Annotated in this window: 23 protein-coding genes and 1 tRNA gene; 10 read left to right on the top strand and 14 right to left on the bottom strand. The window is 73.3% G+C overall.

Annotated features, from left to right (window positions below; all coding sequences use genetic code 11):
• Positions 1-6 precede the first annotated feature (6 nt).
• Together lysA and argS are read right to left on the bottom strand one after the other, a co-directional pair.
• The gene (gene lysA, locus ACPPVO_RS06845) at positions 7-1,392 is read right to left on the bottom strand and encodes a diaminopimelate decarboxylase (protein WP_426510408.1); all 1,386 of its coding nucleotides are present in this window, start codon (positions 1,390-1,392) and stop codon (positions 7-9) included.
• Positions 1,393-1,397: 5 nt separating this feature from the next.
• Entirely contained in the window at positions 1,398-3,056 is a 1,659-nt protein-coding gene (gene argS / locus ACPPVO_RS06840) for an arginine--tRNA ligase (protein WP_426510407.1), read from the bottom strand.
• Between the two features lie 199 nt (positions 3,057-3,255).
• Here argS and ACPPVO_RS06835 point away from each other — a divergent pair, with 199 nt between their 5' ends.
• From ACPPVO_RS06835 to ACPPVO_RS06825, 3 genes are all read left to right on the top strand, one after another.
• Positions 3,256-4,215, top strand: coding sequence for a DUF3105 domain-containing protein (locus ACPPVO_RS06835; protein ID WP_426510406.1), 960 nt, complete (start codon positions 3,256-3,258; stop codon positions 4,213-4,215).
• Positions 4,216-4,218: 3 nt separating this feature from the next.
• Positions 4,219-4,848 (top strand): DUF305 domain-containing protein, encoded by a 630-nt coding sequence (locus ACPPVO_RS06830; protein WP_426510405.1) that lies wholly within the window; start codon positions 4,219-4,221, stop codon positions 4,846-4,848.
• Between the two features lie 89 nt (positions 4,849-4,937).
• Positions 4,938-5,009: transfer RNA gene (locus tag ACPPVO_RS06825), tRNA-Arg, on the top strand.
• A 788-nt stretch (positions 5,010-5,797) separates the two neighbouring features.
• Here ACPPVO_RS06825 and ACPPVO_RS06820 read toward each other — a convergent pair.
• The 3 genes from ACPPVO_RS06820 to ACPPVO_RS06810 all read right to left on the bottom strand — a co-directional run bounded on the left by ACPPVO_RS06820 (position 5,798) and on the right by ACPPVO_RS06810 (position 7,664).
• Entirely contained in the window at positions 5,798-6,580 is a 783-nt protein-coding gene (locus ACPPVO_RS06820) for an alpha/beta fold hydrolase (RefSeq protein ID WP_426510404.1), read from the bottom strand.
• 87 nt (positions 6,581-6,667) lie between these two features.
• A complete protein-coding gene (locus ACPPVO_RS06815) occupies positions 6,668-7,249 on the bottom strand; it encodes a dihydrofolate reductase family protein (protein ID WP_426510403.1) in 582 nt (193 codons plus the stop codon).
• 286 nt (positions 7,250-7,535) lie between these two features.
• On the bottom strand, positions 7,536-7,664 hold the full coding sequence (locus ACPPVO_RS06810; RefSeq protein ID WP_426510402.1) for a hypothetical protein: 129 nt from the start codon (positions 7,662-7,664) through the stop codon (positions 7,536-7,538).
• Between the two features lie 294 nt (positions 7,665-7,958).
• Between ACPPVO_RS06810 and ACPPVO_RS06805 the strand changes: the two genes are divergently transcribed.
• Positions 7,959-8,369 (top strand): ASCH domain-containing protein, encoded by a 411-nt coding sequence (locus tag ACPPVO_RS06805; protein ID WP_426510401.1) that lies wholly within the window; start codon positions 7,959-7,961, stop codon positions 8,367-8,369.
• 9 nt (positions 8,370-8,378) lie between these two features.
• On the opposite strand, the gene ACPPVO_RS06800 is transcribed toward ACPPVO_RS06805, so the two are convergent.
• Positions 8,379-8,786, bottom strand: coding sequence for a hypothetical protein (locus ACPPVO_RS06800; protein WP_426510400.1), 408 nt, complete (start codon positions 8,784-8,786; stop codon positions 8,379-8,381).
• A gap of 33 nt (positions 8,787-8,819) precedes the next feature.
• Positions 8,820-10,151, bottom strand: a complete 1,332-nt coding sequence (locus tag ACPPVO_RS06795) for an aminotransferase class I/II-fold pyridoxal phosphate-dependent enzyme (RefSeq protein ID WP_426510399.1) — start codon at positions 10,149-10,151, stop codon at positions 8,820-8,822.
• A gap of 88 nt (positions 10,152-10,239) precedes the next feature.
• Here ACPPVO_RS06795 and ACPPVO_RS06790 point away from each other — a divergent pair, with 88 nt between their 5' ends.
• The gene (locus tag ACPPVO_RS06790) at positions 10,240-10,935 is read left to right on the top strand and encodes a hypothetical protein (protein WP_426510398.1); all 696 of its coding nucleotides are present in this window, start codon (positions 10,240-10,242) and stop codon (positions 10,933-10,935) included.
• Here the strand turns inward: ACPPVO_RS06790 and ACPPVO_RS06785 are convergent.
• Genes ACPPVO_RS06785 through ACPPVO_RS06775 form a run of 3 tightly spaced genes read right to left on the bottom strand, consistent with a single transcriptional unit; the run spans position 10,924 to position 13,162 of the window.
• Positions 10,924-11,586: a response regulator gene (locus ACPPVO_RS06785; protein WP_426514557.1), complete on the bottom strand. Its 663-nt coding sequence runs from the start codon at positions 11,584-11,586 to the stop codon at positions 10,924-10,926. The two genes, ACPPVO_RS06790 and ACPPVO_RS06785, sit on opposite strands and share 12 nt — an antisense overlap.
• Positions 11,587-11,606: 20 nt before the next feature.
• Complete coding sequence (locus ACPPVO_RS06780) at positions 11,607-12,368, bottom strand: sensor histidine kinase (RefSeq protein ID WP_426514556.1); 762 nt, start codon at positions 12,366-12,368, stop codon at positions 11,607-11,609.
• Between the two features lie 53 nt (positions 12,369-12,421).
• Positions 12,422-13,162 carry a hypothetical protein gene (locus tag ACPPVO_RS06775; RefSeq protein WP_426510396.1) on the bottom strand — a complete coding sequence of 247 codons (741 nt, stop codon included), beginning with the start codon at positions 13,160-13,162 and terminating at the stop codon, positions 12,422-12,424.
• Between the two features lie 141 nt (positions 13,163-13,303).
• Between ACPPVO_RS06775 and ACPPVO_RS06770 the strand changes: the two genes are divergently transcribed.
• Genes ACPPVO_RS06770 through ACPPVO_RS06760 form a run of 3 tightly spaced genes read left to right on the top strand, consistent with a single transcriptional unit; the run spans position 13,304 to position 16,617 of the window.
• Positions 13,304-13,966 carry an ABC transporter ATP-binding protein gene (locus ACPPVO_RS06770; RefSeq protein WP_426510395.1) on the top strand — a complete coding sequence of 221 codons (663 nt, stop codon included), beginning with the start codon at positions 13,304-13,306 and terminating at the stop codon, positions 13,964-13,966.
• Positions 13,963-16,293: an FtsX-like permease family protein gene (locus ACPPVO_RS06765; protein WP_426510394.1), complete on the top strand. Its 2,331-nt coding sequence runs from the start codon at positions 13,963-13,965 to the stop codon at positions 16,291-16,293. The genes ACPPVO_RS06770 and ACPPVO_RS06765 overlap by 4 nt, the downstream gene beginning before the upstream one ends.
• Positions 16,294-16,314: 21 nt before the next feature.
• On the top strand, positions 16,315-16,617 hold the full coding sequence (locus ACPPVO_RS06760) for a thiamine-binding protein (protein ID WP_426510393.1): 303 nt from the start codon (positions 16,315-16,317) through the stop codon (positions 16,615-16,617).
• Between the two features lie 461 nt (positions 16,618-17,078).
• On the opposite strand, the gene ACPPVO_RS06755 is transcribed toward ACPPVO_RS06760, so the two are convergent.
• Positions 17,079-17,408, bottom strand: a complete 330-nt coding sequence (locus ACPPVO_RS06755) for a hypothetical protein (RefSeq protein WP_426510392.1) — start codon at positions 17,406-17,408, stop codon at positions 17,079-17,081.
• A 9-nt stretch (positions 17,409-17,417) separates the two neighbouring features.
• Here ACPPVO_RS06755 and ACPPVO_RS06750 point away from each other — a divergent pair, with 9 nt between their 5' ends.
• Positions 17,418-17,948, top strand: a complete 531-nt coding sequence (locus tag ACPPVO_RS06750) for a hypothetical protein (protein ID WP_426510391.1) — start codon at positions 17,418-17,420, stop codon at positions 17,946-17,948.
• A gap of 377 nt (positions 17,949-18,325) precedes the next feature.
• Here the strand turns inward: ACPPVO_RS06750 and ACPPVO_RS06745 are convergent, their stop codons facing one another.
• Both ACPPVO_RS06745 and ACPPVO_RS06740 read right to left on the bottom strand, forming a co-directional pair.
• A complete protein-coding gene (locus ACPPVO_RS06745; protein ID WP_426510390.1) occupies positions 18,326-19,441 on the bottom strand; it encodes an epoxide hydrolase family protein in 1,116 nt (371 codons plus the stop codon).
• Positions 19,438-19,833 carry a cupin domain-containing protein gene (locus tag ACPPVO_RS06740; RefSeq protein ID WP_426510389.1) on the bottom strand — a complete coding sequence of 132 codons (396 nt, stop codon included), beginning with the start codon at positions 19,831-19,833 and terminating at the stop codon, positions 19,438-19,440. Before ACPPVO_RS06740 ends, ACPPVO_RS06745 begins: the two co-directional genes overlap by 4 nt.
• A 50-nt stretch (positions 19,834-19,883) precedes the next feature.
• On the opposite strand from ACPPVO_RS06740, the gene ACPPVO_RS06735 reads away from it, so the two are divergent.
• Complete coding sequence (locus ACPPVO_RS06735; protein WP_426510388.1) at positions 19,884-20,681, top strand: alpha/beta hydrolase family protein; 798 nt, start codon at positions 19,884-19,886, stop codon at positions 20,679-20,681.
• Positions 20,682-20,839: 158 nt separating this feature from the next.
• On the opposite strand, the gene ACPPVO_RS06730 is transcribed toward ACPPVO_RS06735, so the two are convergent.
• Positions 20,840-22,717 carry a helicase-associated domain-containing protein gene (locus ACPPVO_RS06730; RefSeq protein WP_426510387.1) on the bottom strand — a complete coding sequence of 626 codons (1,878 nt, stop codon included), beginning with the start codon at positions 22,715-22,717 and terminating at the stop codon, positions 20,840-20,842.
• Positions 22,718-22,886 lie beyond the last annotated feature (169 nt).

Below are 22,886 nucleotides of genomic sequence, written 5' to 3'. Positions count from 1 at the left end.
CATCTGTCACCCCACGTCCAGTCTCAGCAGATCGTCCACGGTCTCCCGGCGGACGATGACACGCGCCGTGCCATCGGCCACCGCCACGACCGGCGGGCGGGGAACGTGGTTGTAGTTGCTCGCCATACTGCGGCAATAGGCGCCGGTGCCCGGGACCGCAAGAAGATCTCCGGCCTTGACGTCCGCCGGCAGGAATTCATCTTTCACGACGATGTCCCCGGACTCGCAATGTTTTCCCACCACGCGGGCGAGAATCGGCGGTTCGGAGGAGGCCCGGCCGGCCACGGTGGCCGAGTAGGCCGCGTCGTACAGCGCGGTGCGGATGTTGTCGCTCATGCCGCCGTCGACGGAGACGAACGTGCGGATGCCGTCGACGTCCTTGACCGTGCCGACCTCGTAGAGGGTGAACACGGCCGGACCGACGATCGCCCGGCCGGGCTCGACGGACAGGTGCGGAACGCTCAGGTGCAGCGCGGCGCACTCCTGCTTGACGATCCGCAGCAGGTCGCCGGCCAGCTCGTGCGGGTCGGCGGGCTGGTCTTGCGTGGTGTACGCGATGCCGAACCCGCCGCCCAGGTCGAGCTCGGGCAGCTCGCGGCCGTGCACCTCGCTGACCCGGGCCTGCAGCGACAGCAGGCGGCGGGCGGCGACCTCGAAGCCGGAGGCGTCGAAGATCTGCGAGCCGATGTGCGAGTGCAGGCCGCGCAGCTCGAGCACGTCGTCGGCCAGGATCTTGTCGACCGCCTCGGCCGCGGCCCCGCCGGCCAGGGAGAACCCGAACTTCTGGTCCTCGTGCGCGGTGGCGATGAACTCGTGCGTGTGGGCCTCGACGCCGACGGTCACGCGGACCATGACGCGCGGGCGGCGGCCGGCCTTGAGGGCGATCTGGGTGAGGCGCTCGATCTCGTCGAAGGAGTCGACGATGATCCGGCCCACGCCCGCCTCGACGGCGGCGGTGAGCTCCTCGACCGACTTGTTGTTGCCGTGGAACCCGATGCGCTCCGGCGGCATGCCACCGCGCAGGGCGACGGCGAGCTCGCCGCCGCTGCAGACGTCGAGGCTGAGGCCCTCTTCCACCAGGATCTTCACGACCGCTGTGGCGATGAAGGCCTTGCCGGCGTAGTAGACCTCGGCGCCACCGAACGCGTTTCGGAAATTTCGGCATCTGTCGCGAAAGTCCGATTCGTCGAGGATGTAGGCCGGCGTGCCGTGCTCCTCCTTGAGCCGGTGCACGTCGACGCCGCCGACCTCGATGGCGCCACTCGCGGCGCGTGTGACCGTTTTGGGCCACAAAATCGGGACCAATGCGTTCACGTCGTCCGGCGTGCGCAGCCAGGACGGGCCGTTGGAGCCGAGGTCCGCGTGGAGCGTCCCGGCCTCGTGTGCGCGCATGTCCTCTACATCCGTTCCGGCGCCGAGACGCCGAGCAGGTCCAGACCGTTGACGATGACCTGGCGGGTGGCGTCGTTGAGCCAGAGCCGCGCCCGGTTCGTCTCCGTGAACGGCTCCTCGCCGAGGGGCAGCACGCGGCAGTTGTCGAAGAACCGGTGGTAGGCCCCGGCCAGGTCCTCCAAATAGCGTGCCACGCGATGCGGCTCACGCAGTTCGGCCGCGGTGGCGACGACGCCCGGGAAGTCGCCGAGGGCCTTCAGAAGATCCAGTTCCTTCTCGTGTACCAGTTGAGCCGCGTCGTACGCCTCGGTGCGCTCGTGGCCCAGCTCGGCCGCGTTGCGCGCGATCGAGGCGGTGCGGGCGCCGACATACTGCACGTAGAAGACCGGGTTGTCGTTCTTCTGCCGCGTGATGACCTCGATGTCCAGGGTCAGCGGGGAGTCGGTCGAGGAGCGGGCCAGCGAGTACCGCGCCGCGTCCACGCCCACGGCGTCGATGAGCTCGTCGAGGGTGATCAGGGTGCCGGCGCGCTTGCTCAGCCGTACCGGCTCACCGCCGCGCAGCAGGCTGACCAGCTGGCCGATGAGCACCTCGATGTTGCGCTGCGGGTCGTCGCCGGCGCAGGCCGCGATGGCCTTGAGGCGGCCGATGTACCCGTGGTGGTCCGCGCCCAGCATGTAGATGCAGCGCTCGAAGCCGCGCTCGCGCTTGTTGATGTAGTACGCGGCGTCGGCGGCGAAGTAGGTCTTCTCGCCGTTGGAGCGGATCAGCACCCGGTCCTTGTCGTCGCCGAAGTCGCTCGTGCGCAGCCAGACGGCGCCCTCGGACTCGAAGACGTGGCCCTGCTTGCGCAGCTCGTCGAGGGCGTGCTCGACGGCGCCGCCCTCGTGCAGCGTCTTCTCGGAGAACCAGACGTCGAAGTGGACGCCGAAGCGTTCGAGGCTGTCCTGCATCTCCTTGAGCATCGCCTTGTAGGCGGCCTCCTGGAATGCTTCCTTCTGGTCGCTTTCCGGCAAGTGCAGAATGTCCGGATTTGTTTGGACAACGGCCTTGGCCACGTCCTGGATGTACTCGCCGGGGTAGCCGTCGGGCGGGGTCGGCCGGTTGTGGGCCGCGGCCATGACCGACTCGCCGAAGCGGTTCATCTGCACGCCGGCGTCGTTGATGTAGTGCTCGCGGGTCACGTCGGCGCCGGCCGCGCTCAGGATGCGGCCCAGGGCGTCGCCGACCGCGGCCCAGCGGGTGTGCCCGAGGTGGACCGGCCCGGTCGGGTTCGCCGAGACGAACTCGAGGTTGACCTTCTCCTTGGCCAGGGTCTCGCTGCGGCCGTACCCCCGGCCGCCCCGCACGATCATCCCGGCGAGCTCGCCGACGGCCGCGGCCGCGAGGCGGATGTTGAGGAACCCGGGCCCGGCGATCTCCACGGCGGCGATCCCGGGAGTTTCCTGCAAGTTTTTCGCGACCGCCGCGGCCAGCTCGCGCGGGTTCAGTCCGACCTTCTTGCCCAGCTGCAGGGCGATATTGGACGCATAGTCACCATGCTCCGGGTTTCGCGGTCGCTCCACGCTGGTCGTCGCCGGGAGCACGGACGCGTCGAGGTCACGCTCGGTGATGGCCGCCCGGGCGGCGGCGAGGACTGCTACGGCGAGTTCAGCGGGAGTCACCGACAAATGCTATCGGGGGTAGACTCCCGTACTTGGCGGCGGCCCGTTGTGCTGGTCACAATGCGGGACGGCTGGAACCGGATTCCCCCACGGGGGAGGGACCCACCGGAGCAGTTCCCCGCCGTGACCCCCGACCGTTGACCAGACGAGGCCCGATGAGCGAGCACAACGCTGAGCGTTGCGAGGCGACGAGATGAGCATGAGCACCCAGCACGGTGGCGGCAACCGCAAGCCGTCCACTAAGGCCGTCTCCGGCGCGAAGCCGAAGCAGGGCGGCGACGAGGACGAGGACGCTTCGGACATCGAGACAACGGAAGTCTCGGACGTCTCGGACTCCTCCGACCTGTCCGACGACGCTCCTTCGACTCCCGCCAAGCCCAAGGCGAACCCGCGGAAGTCGGCCCCGGTCCGCAAGACCGCCCCGGCCGGGAAGACCGCTGCCGCCGCGAAGAAGCCGGCCACCGCCACCCGGCCCGCGGTCAAGAAGATCGCCCCGGTCAAGGTCAAGCAGGGCATGAGCTGGGGCCCGATCGCGCTGTTCACCACGGTCGGCGTGCTGGCCCTGGGCATCGTGGGCTTCGCCGGCTACCAGGTGTACGAGAACGGCCTGGGCTGGCAGGACCGCGCCGACCAGATCAGCGGCATCAAGGACTACCGCAAGTCCGACAAGGCCCTGGTCGGCCAGCGCGAGCACGTGTGGGGCCCGCAGACCTACAAGCTGAGCCCGCCCGTCGCCGGCAACCACAACCCGAACTGGCAGCGTTGCCTGGGTGACGTGTACACGTCCCAGATCGCCAACGAGCACGCGCTGCACAGCCTCGAGCACGGCGCGGTGTGGATCACGTACAACCCGAGCCTCCCGGCCGACCAGGTCGAGGCGCTGGCCAAGCGTGTGCGCGGCAACGACTACATGCTGATGAGCCCGTACCCGAACCTGGACAAGCCGATCTCCCTGCAGGCGTGGGGCTTCCAGCTCAAGGTCGACAACGCCAGCGACAAGCGCATCGACGAGTTCATCAAGGCCCTGCGCCAGAACGCGTCGCTCGAGGCCGGCACCCCCTGCTCCAGCGGCGACATCATCACCGAGACGGGCGCCACGCCCCACGACCTCGGCAAGGACGGCACTGGGCAGCAACAGCAGCAGCAGGGCGGCAACTAACCTGTGCTGACGCAACTTTCACGGCGGGCGCGCCTGAGCCTGGGCGTGCTCGCCGCCGTCCTCGTACTCGTGACGGGCGTAGCGATCGGGTACCTCATCCCGATCCTGAACCGCCCCGGCGAGGACTCCATCGACGCCGGCTTCGCCCGCGACATGAGCGTGCACCACGCGCAGGCCGTCGAGATGGGGATGTTCGCCTACCGCCTGGGCTCCACGGACGACATCCGCAACCTGGGCTACGACATCGCCGCGAGCCAGCAGTGGCAGATCGGCCAGATGCAGACCTGGCTGACCGAGTGGCACCTCTCCCCCACGTCGTCGAAGCGGGCCATGGCCTGGATGCCATCGGGCATGAACACCCTCCAGAGCGACGGCCGCATGCCCGGGATGGCCTCGGACGACGAGCTCAAGAAGCTCAAGTCCTCGACGGGCAAGGACTTCGACACCCTCTGGTGCCAGCTCATGCTGCGCCACCACCTGGGCGGCATCCACATGGCGGAGATCGCCGCGAAGGACGCCTCGAACGCGGAGGTACGCGACGCCGCGGAGAAGATCCGCGTGTCCCAGTCCTACGACATCTCCCAGCTGACCGAGAAACTCAAGGACTTGGGCTCCCAGCCTTTGTCCTCGTAGAGCGCCTTTTCCACCCACCCCATACGCCCCAGGGGAACCAGTGTGTGGGGTGGGTGGGCGCTCTGCTAGGCTGTTGCGAGGCCGTTAAGGCCCCCGTAGCTCAGGGGATAGAGCACCGCCCTCCGGAGGCGGGGGCGTAGGTTCGAATCCTACCGGGGGCACAGTTTTTCTCCGCGCTGGCGCGCGCGGGGCGGGGGGTTCCCACCCCGCACCCCCCATGGCTGCTACGCAGCCACTGGCCTCGCTATCGCTGCCAGATCACCGGCTCCCTTGCATTCGCGGAAGTTCCCGCGTTCGGGCTGGACGGATCCGCAGTCTTGAGACCCGCACCGATGGTCCGGCGCACCGCTCCCACCCGAATCGCTGCGGGCTTGTCGCCTCCCGGCCACGCGCTCGCCATCTGAGAGCTCCAGCCCGCCGTCAGCGGGTCCTCCGCGTTGACAGGCGTATGCGCGTGCGAAGCCGTGACCAGCGACCCTTTCGGCGCCGGCGCACGGCGAAGGCCAGCGCTGACGAGCGACTCGACGCTTGCGCAGTTGCGCTGCTGAGCAGACTTCCGTTGCACGCCACGAACCGCAGCTCGTCGTGCAACAAGCCAGAACAGCCCCTGGCGCGGCGCGGAGACATCTCGGTCCAGCGCTCGCCGCAGACCTACACTCGCAGCCGGCAAGGCGTACGCCCGGATGGGTGAAAGCGAGGGATACCGGCGCTCGGCTAGGACCGCGCCTCGGTGGCGCGTTGGATCCGCAACGGTGCCGTCCCGCGTGATCCGGGGCCGGATCTGATCTGCCGGATCATCGGCGACGCGATGCGAACAACCGCGACGCAGGCGGACGTCGGCATGGAGCGTAAGCCGTCGCCTTGAGCGTGCCCCTGCCCCAGCCGGTCGAGCGCGCTACGGCCTTATGGCGCAGCGACCAGCGGGGTCGACCCTGCAGCGATCTGCGGCTCATGGCGCATAGAAGGTTGCCAGTGTGTCGGCGAGTGACGTGACGTCGAGTTGTCCGTGCGCCTGTCCCTCGAGCGTGGCGAGTTGGGAGTTCGGGAGAGTGTCCGCGACGGTCCGGGCGGCGTCCTGCATCCGGGCCGCACTCTCCGAGCCGACGAGGACCAGGGCGGGGATCTTGATTGCGGCGAAGCGATTGACCGGCACCGGTCCGGCGCCGATGATGGCGGCCTCGTAGGCGAGGGTGTGGGCGATTGCCTCCATGCCCGCCCAGAATGGCGTGGCTTTCATCTGCTCGACCATCTCGGCGGGGACGTCGGCGCCACGGGTCATGAACAGTGCGACCGCTCGGCCACGATGCCCAGCTTGTACCAGGGCGGTGAGTTCTTGCTCGCTGGGCAGCGGCGGGCGTCGCTCGTCCGTGACGTACGGCGGCTCGAACACCGCTAGCCGGGAGATCGCGGCGCCGTCGGCGGCGGCCTCCAGCGCCAGCGCCCCGCCGGAGGAACCACCGAAGACGTACGCCTGCCCGGCGGTCTCGGCGATGAGGGACTTGAGGTCCTCGACTTCGCGGCGTACCGCGTACGGCTGCGTGTCGTCGCTGTCGCCGCGGCCTCGCCGGTCGTAGTTGTAGACAGTGAAGGAGGGGGCCAGCGCCTGTGCGAGAGCAACGAATATCGGGTCCTTTCGGTCGGCGAAACCGCCTCCCACGAGAATGACCGCCGGCCCGTCGCCGGAACGATCGTAAGCGATCTTGGTGCCGTCGGCGGAAATGACGTGCCGCATGTTTGCTCACTCTTTTCTCGGTGTGCCCGTCAGGTGGGGCAAGTCGCGGGTGGGTCGAGTGGGGGATGGTGCAAAAGGTCAGGTTGGTCAGGTCGTCGCAACCGGGTGGTAGGTCACGATTACGACACCGTCGGGACCCACCGGGTAGACCGAGGCAAGTCGCAGCGCGGAGATCTCGAACCCCTCGTCGAACAACCGCCTGCCGGCACCGACGACGGTGGGGTACACCATGAGCCGGTATTCGTCGACCAGGCCGCGCTCCGCCAGCGTCCGGACCAGCATTCCGCTGCCGTTGACGAGTAGGTCATTGCCGGCCTGTTCCTTGAGCCGGGTCACCTCATCAGCGATGTCTCCGCTGATGACGGTCGTGTTGTTCCACACGGGGTGCTGAAGCGTTGCCGAAATGACGTACTTCGGCATCGTGTTCATCCTTTCGGCGAAGCCGGCCTCGTCCGTCCGGGACGGCCACGCGGCGGCGAAACCGTCGTACGTCGCGCGGCCGAGCAGGAGCCCACCGGCGGACATGACCTCGTCCAACTTGAACCGGTGACCTTCCGCACCGCGGTCGAACCGGAACGCCCAGCCGGACCGGTCGAACCCCGGGTCGTCACCGGGGCCCTGCATCACGCCGTCGAGTGTCAGGAACTGCGAGACCACGAGTTTGCGCATCAAATCCTCCGTCAGTGGACTGGCTGGTCACCCCGGTTGCCGACGGAGATCAGAATGGCAGCCGACAACTAAATTTGTCAAGACAGGAAAAGTTGTCGGTGTCTCCGGTTGCCCAGTACCCGGCCCGACGGCGGGCCACCGCCTTACGCCGTGTAACCACAAGGCGCCCTGACACGGCGACGCGCGTGCACCCGATGCGGTGGGTCGGTGGGTCTACCCAGACCCAGTGGTGGGTTCCGCCGTCGTCCCAGCCGGCGCCGGCCCCCGCCCCGGTTCCGGTTCGCCCTCAGCCCCCGGCCAAGCCCGTGCCGGTGCGACCCGGCGGCGTCTGGATCTGAGCCTGCCGGCGCACCAGCCGGCCGGACAGGGCGGCGACGGCCCAGCCGACCAGGACGATGATCAGCGTCGACGCCACGATCTCGACGACGTTGCGAGGGCGGCCAGGCGGGCGACGCGACGCCCTGAGGCCGGACTGCGGCGCCACACCGCCGTTGCGAACACGCCGCCCAGGAGGCCGCGCAGGGCGACACCGGGGCGGCGCAGATGACGCCGACGACCGCTAGGGCGATCCAGCCCCCGGCGCCGAGCCCGACGCGGACGACCCGGCCGGCGTAGAGGGCGAGGCCGGCGACGGTGGTCCCGATCGTCGCCCCGTGCGGGCAGACTACGTGGAACGGCGCCGAGGCCGTTGTCGTTCGGAGTAGGAGTTATGGACGAGCTTCCGATTGCTGAGTTCGGGTTTCCGGGGGAACTGCGCGACAAGCTCGTTGCCGCGATCCTCGACGGCAGCAAGACGACCACCACCGGGCTGCTGCAGGACTTCGAGATCGACCAGGAGCCGCTGCCCGTCGCCGGGCGGCGGTCCGCGGTCATCGACTCCGGCGGACAGCGGGTCGGGGTGATCGAGGTCGTCGACGTCCGGGTGGCGCGGCTCGGCGACGTCGACCTGCGTCACGCCGTCGACGAAGGGGAAGGGGACACCTCGGTCGCGCAGTGGCGGGCCGGGCACGAGCAGTTCTGGCACGGGAGCGACTACCGCTGCTGGCTCGGCGACCCCGGCTTCACGGTCACCGACGAGACGCCGGCGGTACTGCAGCGGTTCCGGCTGGTCCAGGAGTGACGAACACCGTCAGCCTGGGCACCGCCCCTGCTCGACCGTCGCCGACGGGAACGACGGGGAGTCGTCGAGCAGGTCGATGTCCAGGTGGACGGTCATGCAGACCGGGTAGTCGCCGCGGGAGTTCGTGAACTCGTACAAGTCGTTCTTGTCGGCGTCCCGCCCGGCGTCGCGCACCTTGATGTTGCTCGCGCCGCGGCGGGCGCCCATGCTCAGCGCCTGCTGCACGTCGAAGATGTTGATGCCGAGGCCCTGGACCGGGGTGCGCTCCAGCTCGTACGCGGTCGCCCGCGCGGCGGAGGTGACGTCGGCCTGGTCGGGGATCATGCCGCAGTAGGCGATGACGCAGATGAGCGCGATGCCGGCGCCGGCGATGGCGATGCCGGCGGGGCCGGGGCGGGGCCTGGTCTGCTGGTCCACCCCATCGACGGTAGAAGATCCAGTCCAGCGCCGTCAGACGCCGGGCGCGGCCGCGCCGGTGCGGGTCGTGCGCGCGACGGCGTCGGCCAGTGCCGGTACGACATCCGGGTCCAGCGCCGAGATCGTGATCCGGATCGCGGGCGGCGTGGCGATGCGGTACAGCGCGCCGGGCGCCACCGCGAACCCGGCCTCGCGCAGCCGCGCCACCGCGGTCGTCTCGTCCGGCACGGACACCCAGACGTTGAGCCCCGTGCGCCCGGTGACCGTCAAACCCCGTTCCCGCAGGGCGTTCACGAGGCCGATGCGCCGGGTTTCGTACTCGCTCCGCGCCGCCGCCACCACGCCGGCAACGGCCGGATCGGACCACAGGTCGGTCACGACGCGCTGCAGGATCCGCGACACCCAGCCGGTGCCCAGCCGCTGCCGGCCGGTCAGCCGGCCGATGCTCGTGGCGTCGCCCGCCACCACGGCGAGCCGGAGGTCCGGCCCGTACGGCTTGCTGACCGAGCGCACGAACCCCCACGCCCCGGTTGCGCCAGCGAGCGGGTGCAGGGCCTCGACCGAGAGCTCGGCGGCGTGGTCGTCCTCGATCACGAGGACGTCCGGATGCCCGGCCAGCACGGACCGGAGCTCGGCGGCCCGCCGCGCGGTGACGCTGGCCCCGGTCGGGTTGTGCGCGCGGCTGGTCACGACGAACGCCCGCGCCCCGCCGCGCAGCGCGTCGGCGAGCCGCTGCGGGTCGGGGCCCGACTCGTCGACCGGCACCGGCACCGGGCGCAGCCCCAGCGCGGCCACGAGGTCGAGGAGGTTCGCCCACCCGGGGTCCTCGACCGCGACCCGGTCGCCGGGCAGGACGTGCGCGCCGAGGAGCCGCTCGATGGCGTCGAGCGCGCCCCCGGCCACGGCCAGCTCGCCGGCGTCGACCCCGTCGCGGGCGAGGGTGCGCCGCGCGGCCGCGCGCAGCGGAGGGTAGGCCTCGGCGGCGTACCCGGTGGGCTCGGCGTCCGCCGCGGCCCGCGCGAGGGCCGGCCCGACGTCGGGCAGCAGCCGGGGATCGGGGCCGCCGGTGGCCAGGTCGAGCACGCCCTCGGGCACCTCGAGCCGGAACTGCCCGCGCGCGGGCGCGACGGCGGGCCGGGGCCGCACGCGGGTGCCCTGCCGCCCCGCCGCCTCGGCGATCCCCCGCTGCCGCAGCGCCTGGTAGGCGGCGGCGACGGTCGCGGGACTCACCCCGAGCTGGCCGGCCGCGGCGCGGATGGGCGGCAGCGCGTCGCCCGCCTGCAACGCGCCGGAGCGCACGCCGGCCTCGACGGCGGCGGAGATCTCACTCGCCGTACGCCCGGCCAGCGCAAAACCCGCGGTCACACCCCCGACCTTAGGCCACCGGTACTCACCGCGATCTGAGTACGGCCGCGCATCCGCGCACCAATGGCGGTACCGAATGATGAAACGTATGCGTGGGACCAAGTGGTGGTCGGTCGTGGTGGTCGGGGCCGCGACGGTGTTGTTGTTCGCGTGGCTCGGGCGCCTCGCGGGGGTCACGGCGGGGCTGCTGTGGACGGTCGGGGCGGCGTTCGCCGCGCTGACGTGGACGGTCGTGCTCGTGTCGGCCCCCTGGAATCTGTACTTCGCGGCGCGCCGCGTCGTCGCGGACGCCGACGTGTCGCGGGAGCGGGGTATCCCGGTCAAGGAGGGCTACGAGGACGAGGCGCGGCGCATCGCCCGGCGCATGCTCGCGTTCGCGGTCGCCGGGCACGTCGGCACCGCGGTCGTGGCGGCCGTGGCCGGGCTCGTCACGGCGCGGACGGTGGGGTACTACGTCGCCGGTTTCTTCCTGCTCACCACGTTCATGCGGCCCGCGGGCGCGTACTTCGCGCACCTGCGCCGGCGCATCGCCGTCATGACGCGCGAGGTCACCCATCCCCGCGAGGACGTCGTCACGCTGCGGCGCGACGTGGCCGAGCTGCAGGAGCTGGTGACGAGCCTGCAGCGGCAGGCCGACGAGCAGCACGGCCGCCACGACGAGCTGCGCGCGGCGATCGACCGGATCGGCCGGCAGATCCACGAGGCGGTCGACGGCATGAGCGACCACCAGGACCTGGTCAAGGGGCTGCGTGCGCTGACCCGGATGCTGCGCTCAGAGGCCTGAGGAAGGGCGGACCAGGCCGGTCTCGTACGCCAGCACGACCGCCTGGGCCCGGTCGCGCAGCTCCAGCTTGGTGAAGATCCGCGCCACGTGGGTCTTCACCGTCGCCTCGCTCAGGGTCAGGGCCGCGGCCAGCTCCGCGTTGGACAGGCCCTGGCCCATCAGGGTCAGCACCTCCAGCTCGCGCGGGGTCAGCGGGGCCAGGTCGCGGTGCAGCGGCGATGGGGCCGCCCCGGCGGCGTAGCGCTCCACGAGGCGGCGGGTGATCGACGGGGCGAGCAGGGCGTCGCCGGTGCAAACGAGGCGTACCGCGCCGGCCAGATGCTCCGGCGTCACGTCCTTGAGCAGGAAGCCGCTGGCGCCGGCGGCCAGGGCGGCGTACACGTACCGGTCGAGGTCGAACGTCGTGAGCATGATGATCCGGCACTCGGGCCGCCGCTCGACGATCTGCCGGGTGGCGGCCAGCCCGTCCAGGTTGGGCATCCGGATGTCCATGAGCACCACGTCGGGGCGCAGGCGGACGGCGGCCGAGACCGCCTCGACGCCGTCGGCGGCCTCGCCGACCACGTCGACGCCGCGGGCGTTGAGGATCATGCGGAAGCCGGTGCGGACGAGCGCCTGGTCGTCGGCGATGAGCACCCGGGGCTCGGTCACGCCGATCCGCTCCGGATCGGTCACGGCGGGTCCAGGGGGATGCGCGCGCGGACGCGGAAGCCGCCGCCGAAACGGCGCCGGGCGTCGAGGTCGCCGCCGTACACCGCGACGCGCTCCCGCAGCCCGAGCAGCCCGCGTCCGGCCCCGCCCGGCGGGGAGCGCCGCGGCGGCCCGGCCGGTCCGGTGTTGAGAACCTCGATGCGAAGAGAGCGTCCGGTGTACCGCACCGAGACCTCGGCCCGATCAGCCTCCCCGTGCTTGAGCGCGTTGGTGAGCGCCTCCTGGATGACCCGGTACGCGGTGGTGTCGATCCCGCCCGGCAGCGCCCGCGGCTCCCCGCTGACGAACACGTCGACGGGCAGCCCGGCGAACGCGATGCGGTCCACGAGGCGGCTCAGCGCGTCGAGCCCGGGCTGGGGCGTCAGCGCCTCCTCGGGGCCGTCCGAGCCGTCCGCGGCCGGGGCGAGCAGGCCGAGCAGGTGCCGCAGCTCCTTCAGCGCGTCGCGGCCGGCCCCCTCGACCGCGACCAGGGCCCCGGCGACGTCGGGCGGCACGGCCGGCCCGGACGCGGCGAGCACCTCCCGCGCGGCGCCGGCCTGCACGACCATCACGCTCACGTTGTGGCTGACGATGTCGTGCAGCTCGCGGGCGATCCGGGCGCGCTCGGCCGCGACCGCGCCGCTGGCCGCCGCCTGGCGCTCGCGCTCGAGCAGCCAGCCGCGCTCTTCCAGCGCCCGGCTGTACCGCCGCCGCGCCCGCGCGGCCGCGACGCCGAGCACCACGCCCGCCGCGATGGCGATCACCAGCGCCGCGACCAGCACACCGACGAGAACGGTCACAACGCCTCACCCGTGCCCGGGCGCGACGCCGAGCACCGGCGCCGCGCACAACGTGCGGACGGCGACGGCCCTGATGCCCACGCGCACCCGGGCGCGGCGCCGACGATGACGGTCGCGAGGCCCCACCCGCGCCAGAGCGGGCCGACGACCGACGCGACGCCGAACACGCGCCCGAGCGCAGCGACGACCGTCGCGACGCACCACACACGCCCGAGCGTCACGAGTCCCCACACGCGCCCGAGCGGGCCAACGACCGACGCGACGCCGAACACGCGCCCGAGCGCAGCGACGACCGTCGCGACGCACCACACACGCCCGAGCGTCACGAGTCCCCACACGCGCCCGAGCGGGCCAACGACCGACGCGACGCCGAACACGCGCCCGAGCGCAGCGACGACCGTCGCGACGCACCACACACGCCCGAGCGTCACGAGTCCCCACACGCGCCCGAGCGGGCCAACGACCGACGCGACGCCGAACACGCGCCCGAGCGCAGCGACGACCGTCGCGACGCACCACGCACGCCCGAGCAGGCCGACAACCGACGCGACGCACCACGCACGCCCGAGCGTCACGAGGCACCACACGCGCCCGAGCGGGCCGACGACCCACCCGCGCCCGGGCGTGGCGCCGAGCACCGGCGCAGCGGACAGCGTGCGGACGGCGCCCGGGCGCGCGGCCGGCGCGAGCGCGGCGCGCGTCAGGGCCGCGACCAGCACACCGGCGAGGACGGTCACCCTCGTCACGATGCCAGACCCGCGCCCGGGCGCGCATCGGGCCACGGGGCCAGCGGCATACATCCGCAGGATGACCCCGGGCGGCGGGTTGCATCCGGCAGCGGACGCCTCCGCGCGGGCCGGGGCAATAGCGTCGGGGCCATGACGACGGTGGTGCGCCTCGACGGGGTGCGCAAGGAGTTCGGCGGCACGACCGCCCTCGACGGGGTGACGCTCACGATCGGGGCGGGCGAGGCGGTCGCGGTCATGGGCCCCTCGGGCTGCGGCAAGTCGACGCTGCTCAACATGATCGCGGGGCTCGACCGGCCGACGGCCGGGCTTGTGGAGGTACACGATGAGGATCTTGGAAGGCTGAGCGAGACGGGCCTTGCGCTGTTCCGGCGGCGCCGCATCGGCATGATCTTCCAGTTCTTCAACCTGCTCGACGACCTCTCGGCGCTGGACAACGTCGCGCTGGCCGCGCAGCTCATGGGCATCGGCGCGCGGACGGCCCGGCGGCGCGCCCTGGAGCTGTTCGACGAGCTCGGCATCGCCGGGCGGCGCAACGCCTACCCGGCCGCGCTCAGCGGCGGCGAGCGGCAGCGGGTCGCGGTCGCGCGGGCGCTGATGAACCGCCCGGCGCTGCTGCTGGCCGACGAGCCGACGGGGGCGCTGGACAGCCGCGCCGGCGAGCAGGTGATGGACCTGCTGCTCGACCTCAACCAGATCGGCCAGACGCTGCTGCTCGTCACGCACGACCACGCGCTGGCCGAGCGGTGCGCGAGCCGGGTCGTGGAGCTCCGCGACGGCCGGGTGGTGTCGTGAGCGCCGTGTGGCGGGCCGCGCGCGCGGCGGTGCGGCGCCGGCGCCTGCAGACCGTCGTCATCGGCCTCGTGGTGCTGTTCTCGACCGCGACAATCGTGGTCGCGCTCGCGCTGCTCGACGCGGCCACGGGGCCGTTCGACCGCGCGTTCGCGCAGCAGCGGGGTCCGCACGTGATCGCGACGTACGACACCCAGACCCCGGCCACGAACGCCCCCGGCGCGGAGGCGGTCGCGGGCCCCTTCCCGGAGCTGGTCCTCGACGTGCCGGCCGACGGCGCGCCGGTCTGGGCGACCGGGCCGCTCACCGTGGTCGGGCGGGCCGACCCGGGCGGCCCCGTCGACCGCGTCGACCTGTGGGTCGGGCACTGGGCCACCGGCCCGAACGAGATCGTCGTGACCTCGATGCCGCCGTCGGACCGGGCCGACGCCGGGTACTTCGCCCGCGACCTGCTCGGCAAGACCGTGACCGCGCCCGGGAAACCGGTGCTGACGATCGTCGGCGCGGCGTACAGCCTCGGGCACACCGCCGACGCGTGGGTCTCCCCGGCCACGGCGCGCGCGCTCGGCGCGACCGGCTCCCAGGTGCTGTACCGCTTCCGGCACGCCGCGAACCGGGCCGAGGTCGACGCCGCGGTCGCGTCCGTGCCGCGCGACGGGCTGACCGGGACGGAGCCGTACCTCACGCGCAAGGCCGAGGTCGCGGCCGGCCCCGGCACCATGCTGCCCTTCCTGTTCGTCTTCGGGGTGCTGGGCCTGGTGGTCGCCGTCCTGATCGTGGCCGGCGTGGTCAGCGGCGCGGTCATCTCGGGCTTCCGGCACATCGGCGTGCTGAAGGCGATCGGCTTCACCCCGCGCCAGGTGGTCCTCGTCTATGTGGCAATGGTTTCGGTACCGTCGGCCGCCGGCGCCCTGCTCGGCACCGCCCTCGGCACCGTGGCCGCCCGCCCCCTGCTGGCCAACGCCTTCCAGGGCCTCGGCTTCGGCGGGCGGGTCGACACCGGCCTGTGGGTGCCGCTCACCGGCGTACTCGGCGTGCCCGCGCTCGTCGCCCTCGTCGCGCTCGTGCCGGCCCTGCGCGCGCACCGCCTCTCCGCCGCCGAGGCGATCAGCGCCGGCTCCGCCCCGCGCGCGGGCCGCGGCCTGCGCGTGCAGCGGGCGCTGTCCGGCACCCGCCTCCCCCGCGCGGTGAGCCTCGGCCTCGGCCTGCCCTTCGCCCGCCCCGGCCGCACCGGCCTGACGATGGCCGCGCTGCTGCTCGGCGTCACGACCGTCACGTTCGCCGGCGGCCTCACCACGTCGGTGACCCGCTTCGGCGACGCCGTGGACCGCGCGGACGCGGTCCAGGCCCAGGTCCGCCCGCACAACGCCACGTTCGGCGACGTCGCCACCGACCGGACCGACCCGCAGGTGGAGTCCCTGCTGCGGGGGCTGCCCGGCACCGTGTACGTCACCGCCGACCTCACCCTCCCGATCGCCGTCGCCGGCCACCGCGACCCCGTCCAGGTCGACTTCCTGCGCGGCGACGCGACCACGATCGGCTTCCGGGAGGAGCTCACCGAGGGCCGCTGGATGGCCGCCCCGGGCGAGGTGGTCGCCGCCTCGAAGGCCCTGCACGAACTCGGCCTGCACGTCGGCGACACGATCCGCCTCACCTACGCCGGCCGCGAGGTCCCCGTCACGATCGTGGGCCGCACCCTGGAGGCCGGCATCGCGGGCGGCGCCCTCTTCGCCGACTGGTCCGTCTTCACCACCCTGGCGCCGTCGTACCATCTCGTGAGCCACGAGGTCATGTACTTCGTACGGATCACACCCGGCACGGACGTGGAGTCGTACCTCTCCGCCGTGCGCGCCGCCGATCCCGGCCTCGCGGCCTGGTCCGCGGTGACCGGCCTCGGCAACTCCTACACCGTCTCGGTGGTCTCCGTCTCGGTGGTGTTCTCCCTGATGATCGGTACCGTGGCCGCCTTGAGCGTCTTCAACACGGTGCTGCTCAACGTCCGCGAACGCCGCCGCGACCTCGGCATGCTGAAGTCCATCGGCATGACGCCCCGCCAGGTGGTGGCCATGATGGTGACGTCGATGGCGGCCCTGGGCGTCGCCGGCGGCGTAGCGGGCATCCCGCTGGGCATCGCCGCGCACCGCCTGATCCTGCCGATGGTGGGCCGCACGGCGAAGATCGACCTCCCGGCGTCGCTGTTCCACGTCTGGAACCCGGCGGCCCTCACGTCGATGGCCCTGACCGGCGTGGCGATCGCCGTGCTGGGCGCCCTGATCCCGTCGCGCACGGCGGCGCGCCTCCCCATCGCGGAGGTACTCCACAACGAGTAGGGCCGGGATAGCGTCGGAGGCATGTCTGTGCTTGTCGCGTTCAGTGTCACGCCGCTCGGGGTCGGGGAGGACGTGGGTGACCTCGTCGCCGAGGCGGTGCGGGTGGTCCGGGCGTCCGGGCTGCCGAACCGCACCGAGGCCATGTTCACCACGGTCGAGGGCTCGACGTGGGAGGAAGTGATGACGGTCGTGCAGGCGGCGGTGGCGGTCGTGCAGGCCGCGGCCCCGCGCACGAGCACCGTGATCAAGGTCGACTGGCGCGAAGGGCCGGTGGGGCGCCTCGAGTCGAAGGTGGCCACGGTCGAGCGGCATCTGGCGCAGTAGGCGTCGGTAGCGCGCGGTCGCGCGGAAGCGCAGGGTCGGACGAGGCGCGGTCGGACGGCCGCGCGGGAGCGCACATCGGGTGAGGCGCGCGGTCGCGCACATCGCGCGGTAGCGCGGTCGGGGCCCGGCGCGTCGCGCACATCGCGCGGTCGCGCACCGTCGGGGCCCGGCGCGGTCGCGCGGTCGCGCACATCGCGCGGTCGCGCACCGTCGTGGCCCCGCGCGGTCGCGCACATCGCGCGGTCGCGCACCGTCGTGGCCCCGCGCGGTCGCGCACATCGCGCGGTCGCGCACCGTCGTGGCCCCGCGCGGTCGCGCGGTCGCGCACAGTCGGGGCCCCGCGCGGTCGCGCACCGTCGGGGCCCGGCACGGTCGGGCACAAGTCGCACGGTCGGGCGCACATCGCACGGTCGGGCCCGGCGCGCGGTCGTGCACATCGCGCGGTCGCGCGAGGTGTGCGATCAGGTCAGGTCGTCCAGGAAGCGCAAGGCCGCGCTCGCGTTCTCGTAGCGCCACGCGGCCAGGACCGCGGCGAAGCCCGTCGCCTCCGTGCGGCGGCGGGCCAGGGCCGGCTCCAGCGGCGCCAGCACCGCGCGCTGCGCCGCGACCAGGCGCGTCAAGGGGCGGCCGCGGCGGGTCAGCAGGGCCAGCTTGACCAGGAACTCGGAGCGCAGGTCGCGCACGTGGGCGACCGGCCGGGCCAGCCAGTCCGCCACGGCGGCCGAGCCCTGCTCGGTCGCGGTCAGGATCGAGCGCTGCGGGCCGCGGTCGCCGGCCTGGGTGCGGGCCACGGTCAGCCGGTGCGCGGCGGTGAGGCGATCGGCGGCGCGGCGCGGTTCGGGTTCGCGACGTTCGGCGCGTACGTCGCGGACCGGGTGCAGCAGGGCCTCAGCATGGCCGCCGTCAGCCGCGAGGCCGGCCTGCACAAGGACTGGGTCGGGCGGCACGCCCCGGTGCCCGATCGTCCGGCTCCGGGCGAGCGGCGGCTCGGGCCGGTCGGGCGGGCCAGGGGGTTCGAGGGCGTCGCCGCGTACCTGCGGGCCGCGCACCTCGACGAGCACCGCAGCGTCGCGGCGATCGCGGCGGAGGCGGGCACGTCGCGGTGGACGGTGCTCGCCGCGCTGCGTCACCACGGGGTCGAGGCCGTCGCGCACGCCGCCAAGCGGCACGGGGCGCGGCAGCGGGGGCAGGCGGTCGCGGCGCGGTTCGGGTTCGCGACGTTCGGCGATTACGTCGTCGCGCGACGGGCCGACGGATGGGCCGGGGACAGGCTGGCTCGTGAGTCCGGGATCGCGGCGAGCAGCCTGAGGCGCCACGCACAAGCCACGTAGCGCCGGAACGCCGCGCGAGCAGCCGGGTCCGCCGCCCAGGCCCCGCAAGCAGCCCAACGCCGCCGGCCAAGCCGCACGAGCAGCCCAACGCCGCCGCGCAAGCCCCGCAAGCAGCCCAACGCCGCCGCCCAAGCCGCACGAGCAGCCCAACGCCGCCGCGCAAGCCCCGCTAGCAGCCCGACGCCGCCGAGCCCCCGCAAGCAGACCGACGCCGCCGAGGCCGCAAGCAGCGTGCCGCCGCGCCGCCGAGGCCCGCAAGCAGCGTGCCGCCGCGCCGCCGAGGCCCGCAAGCAGCGTGCCGCCGCGCCGCCGAGGCCCGCAAGCAGCGTGCCGCCGCGCCGCCGAGGCCCGCAAGCAGCGTGCCGCCGAGGCGGCCCTCACACGCCGCGTAGACCCCGGAAGGCCGCCCGCACCTCGTGCACCCACAGGTCCGGCTGCTCCAGCGCCGCGAAATGCCCCCCGTGCGCGGGCTCGCCCCAGTGGACGATCGTGCGGTACCGCTGCGAGGCCCACCGCCGCGAAGGCCGGGGCAGGTCGCGGGGGAAGACCGTGCATGCGGCCGGCACGGTGACCGCGTCGTCGGTGGCGCTGGTGAACCAGGCCTGGACCTGGCGGAAGCTCTCCCAGTAGAGCCGGGCGCTCGACGCCGCCGTGCCGGTGAGCCAGTACAGCGTGACGTTGTCCAGGAGCGCGTCGCGCGGGATCGGGCCCTCGCTCCAGGCCGTGAACTTCTCGGCGATCCACGCGAGCAGGCCGGCCGGGGAGTCGTTGAGGGCGTAGCCGATCGTCTGGGGGCGGGTCGACTGCACCAGCGAGTACCCGTCGCCGTCGCGCTGCGCCTGCTCCAGTTCGGCCAGCGTGGCGCGCTCCGCCGGGGTGAGGTCCTCGAGGATCGGCGCGGCGATCGGCGGGCACACGTGGATGCCCGCGAGGCGCCCGTCGTCCTGCAGGGCCATGGCGGTGGTGACGCTGGTGCCCCAGTCGCTGCCCATCGCGCCGTAGCGCGCGTACCCGAGGCGCCGCATGACCTCGGCCCAGGCGCGCGCGATGCGCTCGACGCCCCAGCCGGGCTCGGTGGGGGCGTCGCTGAAGCCGTACCCGGGCAGCGACGGCAGCACCACGTGGAACGCGTCGCGCGGGTCCTCGGGCCGGGTGAGCGCGTCCACGACGCCGAGGAACTCGGCGACCGAGCCGGGCCAGCCGTGCGTCACGACGAGCGGGAGCGCGCCCGGGTGCGGGGAGCGCGCGTGCACGACGTGGATGCCGAGCCCGTCGACCGGGATGCGCCACTGGGCGTGGGCGTTGAGCCGCGCCTCGAAGCGCCGCCAGTCGTAGCCGTCGGCCCAGTACTCGCAGAGCTGCTGCAGGTACACCTGCGGCACTCCCTGCTCCCATCCGGGCACCGTCGCCGGCCCGGGCCAGCGGGTCGCGCGGAGGCGGCGGCGGAGGTCCTCCAGCCGCTCGTCGGGCACCGCGCAGCGGAACGGGATCATGCCAGCTCGTGCCCGGCGGTGCGGTCGACGTGCGCGGGGATGGCACCGTCGGCGGCGTCGCCGGTCGTGACGGTGCCCGACGGCTCGAACATGAGGATGGAGCCGCCCGGGGACGAGGGCTTGTGTTCGGTACCGCGCGGCACGACGTACATGTCGCCCGGATGCAGCACGACGGTGTGCTCGTGGCCGTCCGCGTCGCGGATGGCGATGTCGAAGCGGCCGTCGAGCACCAGGAAGAACTCGTCGGTCTCGGCATGCGTGTGCCAGACGTGCTCGCCCCGGGTGTGGGCGACGCGCACGTCGTAGTCGTTCATGCGCGCGACGATCCGCGGGCTGTACACCTCGCTGAACGACTGGAGCGCCTCGGTCAGGTTCACGGGTTTCGCGGTCATACCTGCGATTCTGCCCCCCGCCCGGGCGCCCCGCCTTGTACAAATTGCACGTGGATGATCGCTGGCTGAACGACCCCGACCCGGCCCTGCGCCCGCGGGCGCGCACTCCCGAGGTGCATTTCGACAGCGGTGGGGTACCGCTGCTGGGGGTGTTGCACCTCCCCGCCGGCCCCGGCCCGCACCCGGTGGTCGTGCTCCTGCACGGCTTCCCCGGCAACGAGCGCAACTTCGACCTCGCCCAGGCGCTGCGCCGGGCCGGCTACGCCGCGCTGGTGGTGCACTACCGCGGGTCATGGGGCGTCGGCGGCGCGTACTCCTGGTCCAACGTCCTGGCCGACGCCGCCCGCGCCGTCGGGGCCGCCCCCGGGCTCGACCCGGCGCTGGACCCCGGCCGCGTGGCGGTGGTCGGGCACAGCGTCGGCGGCTTCGCGGCCCTGCACACGGCGGCCGGCGACGGGTCCGTGCGCGCGGTCGCGGCCCTGGCCGCCTACGACCTCGGTGCCATCGCTCAAGCGCCGGAAGTTGTACTCCGGGAAGCCCGCGCCATGTTCGCCTCCGACCCGCTGCCGTTGCGCGGCACCAGCGGCGACGCGCTCTACGAGGAGATGCGCGCCAACGGCGCCTCGTGGCGCCTGGCCGCCCTGGCCGGACGCCTCGCGGACCGCCCGCGCCTCCTCGTGGCCGCCGAGGACGACACGGTCGCGCCCCCGCCGCTGCACCACTCGCCGCTCGTCGAGGCCTACGCGCCCGGCGCCGAGACCCTGCTGCTGCCCTCGGACCACGCGTTCTCGGGGCAGCGGGTGGCCCTGGCCCGGGCGGTGATCACCTTCCTGGATCGGGCCCTGTAGCGCGGTGCCGGGCGGGCCGCTCAGGCTTCCGGGCCCGGCGTCGCTGCCCGGTGCCGGACGGGCCGCTCAGGCTTCCGGGCCCGGCGTCGCTGCCCGGTGCCGGACGGGCCGCTCAGGCTTCCGGGCCCGGCGTCGCTGCCCGGTGCCGGACGGGCTACTCAGGCTTCCGGGCCCGGCGTCGCTGCCCGGTGCCGGATGGGCCGCTCGAGGGCGAGCGTGCCGTCCGGGTTCTCCGCCGCAGGCACGTAGCCGGCGGCCCGCAGCGCGGCCAGCGTCTCGGACGGGCTCAGCGCGCTCGACAGGACCGTCGGGGCGAGCTCGGTCAGCTCCAGCCGGGCCAGGCTGCGCACCCGCTGGATCTCGCCCAGCAGCGCCGTGTCGTCGCTGCGCAGCACGCACCCCACGGTGCGCACCCGCACGTTGCCGTGCTTGCGGCCGAGGTCGCCGACCAGGTACTCCAGCGGCTGCGGCACCCGCCCCCCGGCCGCCGCCGCGCGGATGCGCGCGAGCAGCTCGTCGGCGCCGGTGCCGGCGTCGAACGCGCGGCGCACCGAGGTCGCCGTGAACCGCCACGTGGAGCCGCCCCCGCGCGACTCGCGGTCGGCGGCCAGGTCGAGCAGGGCGGCCAGCGACGCCGACGGGGTGCCGGTGACGATCGCGGTCAGGTCGCTCTGCAGCAGTACCGTCTCCTCGGCCGCCGGCAGCAGGTCGCGCAGCCCGGACAGGAGCCGGTCGCGGTCCCCGGCGGCCAGGGCGAGCCCGATCGAGGTCGGGGCGTGGGCGGCGCCGACGCCCATGAGCTCGCACTCGCGCCACAGCGCCCCGGCGAGGGGCCGGACCTCGTCGGCGTCCCCGGCCACGAGCGGCCGCAGGTAGGCCAGCATCGTGGCGAGCCCGTCGAGCCCGGCCGCGCCGCGCCCGGGCGGCAGCGAGGCGAGCACCGCGGCGAGGGTCACGCGCAGCACGGCGCTGCTCCCGTCGTGCTCGCTGCCGACGAGCGCCGGGCGGCCGTCGAGCAGCAGCGGCGCGGCCGGCATCCGGAACCAGCCGTCGAGCAGCCAGGCGAGCTGCTCGGCCGGCTCGAGCTTGAGCCAGTTGTCGAACTCGGCCGACGGCGCGACCCGGTCGCCGGCGATGCCGATGAGCCCGTTCATGCCGGCGACGGTGAGCCAGAACCGCACGCCCTCCTCGTCGGCGTCGATGAGCCGAGCCAGCTTTCGTACCTCGCGCAGCCCGATCCCGCCCGCCTTGAGGATCGGCACCGGCGTGCGGCCGCACTCCTCCAGCAGCGTGACGATCGAGGCCAGCGCCGCCCCGGCCGCGGCCGCCCCGGACCGGTCGACGGACCCGGCGTCGACCGGGACCGACGGCGGCGCGGGCGGGGTCGTGTCGAAGCCGGCGCGGAAGTCCGGGCGCAGCGCGGCCCCGACCTCACTGGGCATGGAGAGGGCGGCGGCGTAGTACGCGTTGAAGACGAGCAGCCCCCGGTCGACGGCCCAGCGCAGCGGACTGCCGCGGCGGCCGGTGCGCAGCGCGAGCAGCGCGTGCGGGTCGGAGTAGAACGGCTCTCCCACGGCGAGCTCGAGCATGATCTCCTGGGCCGGCTTGGGGGCCAGCCGGAACTGCTCGCGCACGAGGTCGGAGTCGGCGAGGGCGGCGCCGATGACCCGCACGAGCCGCGCGTGGTCGCGCCCGACGGGCCGGCCGAGCTCGAAGGCGATGCGCTGGAGCTGCTCCAGCGGCAGGTACGTCAGCTCGTGCTCGGCGGCCCGGCCGAACCCGTAGCCGTTCGCGAGCACCTTGTGCAGCTCGACGGTGCGGACCCACTCGGGGTCGTGCTCGTCGGGCCAGGCGAGGCCGGCCTCGTGCAGGGCGCGCAGCGCGGCGGTGAGCCGCGGGTCGTCGGGGGCGACGCCGAGCGCCCGCGCCAGATCCCGCTGCCGCGTGCCCTCCGCCCGCAGGGACAGGACCTCCGCGACCTGTAACTGCGGCAGCGTGAGCAGCGACGCGAGCTGAAGGATCTGCGCCGTGTCCACCGGCGCGATCCTATTCCAACCCCGGCATCGATGATTTTCCGAGTCTTAACACACTGGTAGGCGGAATTAACCATCGACGAAGATCGGGTTGTACACGCTTGGTCGCGGCGCGATCACGCAGGCGTACCAACCCTGCAAACTGGGCGTTTGTCCTTATGGTGTAACAGGT

Source organism: Dactylosporangium sp. McL0621, from assembly GCF_049995355.1.
GTDB lineage: Bacteria > Actinomycetota > Actinomycetes > Mycobacteriales > Micromonosporaceae > Dactylosporangium.
Note: the sequence above shows the minus strand (reverse complement) of the source record. Positions and strands in the feature narration are given on the sequence as shown.